Origin of the sequence: Bradyrhizobium sp. SHOUNA76, assembly GCF_023006445.1 — a bacterium.
Classification (GTDB): Bacteria; Pseudomonadota; Alphaproteobacteria; order Rhizobiales; family Xanthobacteraceae; genus Bradyrhizobium.
The window spans coordinates 1-6,305 of the sequence record NZ_JALBHA010000394.1 but is presented as its reverse complement, the minus strand read 5'-3'; the positions used below and the strand labels follow the sequence as shown (position 1 = coordinate 6,305).

Below are 6,305 nucleotides of genomic sequence, written 5' to 3'. Positions count from 1 at the left end.
CTCGTGACGCTGCCGGGCTGGGCGCTGACGGCCGCGATGACGCTCGCAGGCTTCCTCTCCGGCGTGATTGCACCCTCGCGCGACATGCTGGTGCGCAACGCTGCGCCCGCGGGCGCAGCAGGCCGCGCCTTCGGCATCGTCTCAACCGGCTTCAATCTCGGCGGCATCGTCTCACCACTGCTGTTCGGCTGGATCATGGACCAAAACGCGCCGCATTGGGTGTTCGGCGCGTCCGTGGTGTTCATGCTGGCAACGGTGGTGCTGTCGCCGTTCACGGAACGGAAGCGGGAAGCTTCTGCAAATTGAGCGGTTGGTCTCGCCACGAATTCAACTGTCGTCCCTGCCTAGCGCGCAATTGCGCACGGGGCGCAGGGACCCATAACCTCAGGGAGGAGTCGTAGCGCGAAGCTGGTCACTCCGGGTCTTCGCCAAACAAGTCCATGTGGTTATCGCGACGAGCGCAAGCGCTCGCGCGGAGGTCTCGGATCGGCGCTTCGCTTGTCCGGGACGACAGCTGAGCGAGACGTGCAAAACAAGCAACAACAAACCGGGAAGAAGCACCAATGAGCACCCCTGATCTGATCATCCGCGGCGGTACCGTCGCGGACGGAAGCGGCGGCGAGCTGTTTGAGGCTGATGTCGCCATCAACGGCGGGACAATCACCGAGGTCGGCAAGGTCGCCGCAAAGGGCCGCGAAGAGATCGACGCGCGCGGCAAGCTCGTCACGCCGGGCTTCGTCGACGTGCACACCCATTACGACGGCCAGGTCACCTGGAGCCAGGACATCACGCCGTCCTCGCAAAACGGCGTCACCACGGCGATCATGGGCAATTGCGGCGTCGGCTTCGCGCCGTGCAAGCCTGATGACCACATCCGCCTGATCCAGCTGATGGAAGGTGTCGAGGATATTCCCGAGCCGGTGCTGAGCGCCGGCATCCCCTGGGCGTGGGAGAGCTTTCCGGACTACATGGACTGGCTGGCCAAGCGCGACTTCGACATCGATGTCGGCGCGCAGCTGCCGCATGCAGCGCTGCGCGTTTACGTCATGGGCGAGCGCGGCGCGCGGCGCGATCCCTCGACCGCAGAAGACAATGCGGCGATGGCGAAGCTCGCGGGCGAAGCTGTGCGTTCCGGCGCGCTCGGCTTCTCGACCTCGCGCACGCTCAATCACCGCACCTCGACCGGCGATTTCACGCCGACGCTGAAGGCGGGCGAGGACGAGCTCACTGCGATCGCCGGCGCGATGCACGCTGAGGGCCGCAGCGTGCTGCAATTCGTGCTGGATCTCTCCACCATCCACGAAGATTTGCCGATGATGCTGCGGGTCGCCGACACGACGAAATGCCCGATCTCGTTCTCGATCACCCAGAACGACAGGGCACCAAACCGCTGGCGCCAGACGCTGGACGAGATCAACGCGGCGGCGAAGCGCGGCCTCTCCATCACCGCGCAGATCGCGGCCCGCCCGGTCGGCCTGCTGCTCGGGCTCGAGCTCTCGCGCAATCCGTTCCAGACCCATCCGAGCTACAAGGCAATCGCCCATCTGCCGCTTGGGGAGAGGCTGGCACGACTGCATCAGCCGGGGGTGCGCAAAGCCATCCTGAGCGAGACGGCGACCGCGACCGACGATCCGCTGTTCTTCCGTCCGAACTACGACAAGATGTTTTTGCTCGGCGATCCCCCCGACTACGAGCAGCCGCCGGAGAACGCGCTGGGCCCGCAGGCGCGCAAGCAGGGCCGTCGGCCGGAAGAGCTCGCCTATGACGCGATGCTGTCGGACGAGGGCCGCGGCATGCTCTATGTGCCCTTCCTCAATTATTCCGACGGCAATCTCGATGCGACGCGCGAGATGCTGATCGACCCGCAATCGGTGCCGGGTCTGTCCGACGGCGGCGCGCATTGCGGCATCATCTGCGATGCGAGCTTCCCGACCTATCTGCTGACGCACTGGACGCGTGACCGCAAGCGCGGCGAGAAGCTCACGATCCCGTTCGTGGTCGCTGCGCAGTCACGCAAGACCGCACTCTCGGTCGGCCTCACCGATCGCGGGCTTATTGCTCCGCGCTATAAGGCCGACATCAACGTGATCGACTATGACCGTCTGCACCTGCACCCGCCGAAGGTGCATTACGATCTGCCGGTCGGCGGGCGGCGACTGCTGCAGGACGTGGATGGCTATGAGGCCACCATCGTGTCGGGCGTGGTGACGCGGCGGCATGGCGAGGCGACGGGACGGCGGCCGGGGAAGCTGATTCGGGGCGCGCAGGGGATGAATTAGGCGCGGCGTGAGGCGCGAAGGCCGCGCCTCATTCTCGGTGGCATCCCCGCGAACGCGGGGATCCATAACCACAGCGAGAAGTGCGGCGCGAAGCTAGTCACTCCGAATCTTCGGCAAACTACTTTCTGTGGCTATGGATCCCGGATCGGCGCTGCGCTTGTCCGGGACGGCAGTTGTGGTTGGGGCGGCTAGAGCCTGCCCCTCACGTCGGCGACACCGCGCCCTTCAGCGCAGCCGCCTGCGCGGCGGCACCGCGCGTCAGCCTGGCCTTTTCCGTGTTGGGCCAGAGCAAGAGCAGGCCGAGCAGTCCGGAGCCGACCATGATCGCGGCGTTGATGGTGAAGCCGGTCATGTAGCCGTCAATCGTGCTGCCGGCACGCTGGATCATCGCCCCCATCACGGCCGGCGCGATGATGCCGGCGAGCGTATAGAGCGCACCGTAGATCGCGAGGATGGCGCCGCGTTGCGAGGTCGGCGTGAACTCGCCGAGCATGGGCGGGCAGACGACGTAGATCGCCCCGCACAGACCCGAGCCGACCACGAGCAGCGCGATCTGCAGGCCGGCGCCCTGAGCGTGCGGCATCGTTGCCAGGATCAGCCCGCCGATCACCAGCGGCACCGAGCCGAGAACGCCGCGAGCCGCGCGGGTGTTGTAGCCGCGCGCCATCATCACCTGCGAGATCCACCCCGTGAGGATGACGATGGTGGCGCCGAACACCCAGGGCAGGATGGAGATGAAGCCGGCCTGGCTCTGCGAGAATCCAAGCCCCTTGACGATGAAGGGCGTGAACCAGGTCAAACCAAGTGACAGCGCCCAATAGGCGCCGAAGGTCGCCGCGACGCAGCCGATGAAGGTGCGCGAGGTGAGCAACTGCAAGTAAGGGATCTTCTGCTCGGTCGCGGCGAGGACCTGCGTGTCCTCCAGCGGCCCTTCCTTGCCGAGCGCAAGCCAGGCACAAACCCAGATCAGGCCGACGACGCCGAGCGCGCCGAACGCATAGTGCCAGGAATGATTGACGATGATCCAGTTAAGCGCCGGCACCGCGAGGATGACACCGAAAGCCGAGCCCTGCGACAGGATCGCGGTGGGCAGCGTGCGCTTCTCATCGGGGAACCATTTGTAGATGGCGTGCGCGGCGACTGAGAAAGCCGGGCCTTCGCCGGCGCCCAGCACGATGCGACAGATCAGGAGCGTGGTGAAGGACACGGTGCCGACCATCGGAAACTGCGCCAGCGCCCAGACCACCGCAAGCGCCAGCAGCACCCAGCGCGTCGGCACCCTGTTGACGATGAAGCCGACCACGATGGCGGCGATCGAGAACAGGAAGAAGAACGAGGAACCGAGCAGGCCGAACTGCTCCGGGGTGAGCTGCAGATCGGTCATGATCGGCACGCCGGCGAGACCCACGACGATCTTGTCGGCGAAGTTCACGAGCATGAAGAGGAAGAGGAGAAAGGTGATGGTCCAGGCGCCCTTTGGCGTCGCGCTTGACACCCCCGCCGACTTGGCCGCCGCCTCTGGCGTTCCCTGAGCGCTCATGAATCTCCCCGTCCTTGTCTTTCGGTCTTTTGGCACTTTTCTGATTTGGCCGTCTTGGAAGCTAACAACGGCTTCAAGACCAACGCAACCAGCATTTCCCCGGCAGGTGTGCTACGCAGCAATTCCGCTAATTCCGTCCGGCGTCGTTCATCGTGCTGAGCATCCGAAACCTTTCCAAGACCTTCTCCTCGGCCGGCGAACCGGTCCATGTGCTGCGCGGCGTCGATCTCGACCTCAGGGACGGCGAACGCATCGCGTTGACCGGCGAATCCGGCAGCGGCAAGAGCACGCTGCTGCATCTGATCGCAGGGCTCGATGCCGCCGATAGCGGCACGATCCGGCTGGCGGATATCGAGATCACAGAACTCTCCGATGCGGGGCGCGCCAGGCTGCGGCGCGACCGGATCGGCCTGGTTTTTCAGCAATTCAACCTGATCCCGAGCCTGTCGGTCGCGGACAATCTGGCCTTTCAGGCGCGGATCGCCGACCGTCACGATGTGGCCTGGACGAAAGAACTGGTCGAACGGCTCGGGCTCGGCACCCTGCTCAAACGTTACCCAGAGCAATTATCGGGCGGGCAGCAGCAACGCGTCGCGATCGGCCGTGCCCTGGCGACGAAGCCGTCGCTGCTGCTGGCCGACGAGCCGACCGGCAATCTGGACGAAGCCACCGCCGAGAACGTGCTGGCGCTGACGCGCGATCTCGTCGCGCGCACCGGCTGCGGTTTCCTGATGGTGACGCACAGCCTGCATCTGGCAGCGACGCTCGACCGCCATCTGACCCTGCATGCGGGACAGATCGCATGAGGCGCGCGCTGTGGGTCCTTGCCGTCCTGCTCAGCCATTGGCGGCGTCACAAGATGCAGTTCGCGACGCTTCTGGTCGGGCTGATCGCGGCGACCGCGCTGTGGAGCGGCGTCCAGGCCATCAACCAGCAGGCCCGCAACGCCTATGACCGCGCCGCGGCGACGTTCGGCGGCGCCCGCACGGCGATGCTGGTTGCGCCTGCGAGCGCGACCTTTCCCCAGGAGTTGTTCGTAAAACTCCGCCGTGCCGGCTGGCCGGTGTCGCCGGCGCTGGAGGGCCGGGTCCAGATCAACGGACGTTCGCTACGCCTGCTCGGGATTGAGCCGGTGACGCTGCCGATCGACGTCGGCAACGCACCGCGCCTTGGCACTGCAGATTTGAGCAGTTTTGTTGCTCCGCCGGGCCGGACATTGGTGGCGCGGGAGACGCTGAGCGATCTGCAGGAGCAGGAGGGCGCAGCGCCTCCGACCAGCGACGGCGCAACATTGCCGCCGCTGCGCGTACTGCCGCAGCTTGTGCCCGACGTGCTCGTGGTCGATATCGGCGTGGCACAGCGTCTGCTGAACAAGCCGGACCAGGTGTCGCGGCTTCTGCTCGGCAAACCGAAGAGCAAGCCTGCGCCGCTGGCAAGCGTCGTCGGCGACCAACTGCAGCTGATCGAGCCAACTGCGGAGACCGAGCTGGAGCGCCTCACCGACAGCTTCCATCTCAACCTCACGGCGTTCGGCCTGTTGTCGTTCTTCGTCGGCCTCTTCATCGTCAACTCGGCCGTCGGACTCGCTTTCGAGCAGCGGCTGCCGATGCTGCGGACGCTGCGCGCCTGCGGGGCCTCGGCGCGGCTGGTCAACACCGTGCTTGTGATCGAGCTCGTGGCGCTGGCCCTGGTCGCCGGGCTGATCGGGCTCGTCTGCGGCTATTTCATTGCGGCGGTGCTCCTGCCCGACGTCGCGGCATCGCTGCGTGGGCTCTATGGCGCACAGATTCCGGGGCAGCTCACCTTACGGCCTGAATGGTGGCTCGCCGGCATCGGCATCAGCATTGCGGGCGCGCTCGTTGCGGCAGCAACGAGCCTGGTCAAGGCGATCAGAATGCCGGTGCTGGCGACGGCGCAGCCCCGCGCTTGGCAGCAGCGGCAGCGCCGCTGGCTGATCCTGCAGAGCCTGGCCGCCTGCGCCGTGTTCGCGGTCGCTCTGCTGTTGCTTCGCTATGGCGAATCACTGATCGCGGGCTTTGGCCTGCTGGCGGCGCTGATGCTCGGTGCGGCCCTGATCCTGCCGGCGTTTCTCGAACTGCTCCTGCTCGCGGGTCAGCGCGCCGCGCGCAAGCCGCTCGCGCTGTGGTTCTGGGCGGACAGCCGACAGCAGCTCTCCGGGCTGTCACTCGCGCTGATGGCGCTGCTGCTCGCCCTCGCCGTCAATGTCGGCGTGTCAACCATGGTCGAGACGTTCAGCCGCACCTTCATCGGCTGGCTGAATGGACGGCTCGCAGCCGATGTCTACGTCAGCACCTCCGACAATGCGCAGGCCCTCGCCATTCGAAACTGGCTGCGCGAGCGCAGCGACGTGCAGGCGATCCTGTCGGGTGGCCGCGCCGAGGCGCTGGTTCAGGGGCAGCCGGTGGAACTGCTCGGCCGGCCCGACCACACGCTCTATCGTGAGCGCTGGCCGCTGCTGGACGCCG

5 protein-coding genes are annotated in these 6,305 nt (G+C 66.2%); 4 read left to right on the top strand and 1 reads right to left on the bottom strand.

The window, feature by feature from the left end:
• Positions 1-306, top strand: a 306-nt coding sequence (locus MOV74_RS28655; RefSeq protein ID WP_246929989.1) for an MFS transporter, incomplete at its 5' end; no start/stop codon positions are given.
• A gap of 257 nt (positions 307-563) precedes the next feature.
• Complete coding sequence (locus MOV74_RS28650) at positions 564-2,279, top strand: amidohydrolase family protein (RefSeq protein WP_246929988.1); 1,716 nt, start codon at positions 564-566, stop codon at positions 2,277-2,279.
• A gap of 202 nt (positions 2,280-2,481) precedes the next feature.
• On the opposite strand, the gene MOV74_RS28645 is transcribed toward MOV74_RS28650, so the two are convergent.
• On the bottom strand, positions 2,482-3,819 hold the full coding sequence (locus MOV74_RS28645) for an MFS transporter (RefSeq protein WP_246929987.1): 1,338 nt from the start codon (positions 3,817-3,819) through the stop codon (positions 2,482-2,484).
• A 152-nt stretch (positions 3,820-3,971) separates the two neighbouring features.
• On the opposite strand from MOV74_RS28645, the gene MOV74_RS28640 reads away from it, so the two are divergent.
• Both MOV74_RS28640 and MOV74_RS28635 read left to right on the top strand, forming a co-directional pair.
• Complete coding sequence (locus MOV74_RS28640) at positions 3,972-4,625, top strand: ABC transporter ATP-binding protein (protein ID WP_246929985.1); 654 nt, start codon at positions 3,972-3,974, stop codon at positions 4,623-4,625.
• Positions 4,622-6,305: ABC transporter permease (locus MOV74_RS28635; RefSeq protein WP_246929984.1), on the top strand; the 1,684-nt coding region annotated here is incomplete at its 3' end. The genes MOV74_RS28640 and MOV74_RS28635, both read left to right, overlap by 4 nt.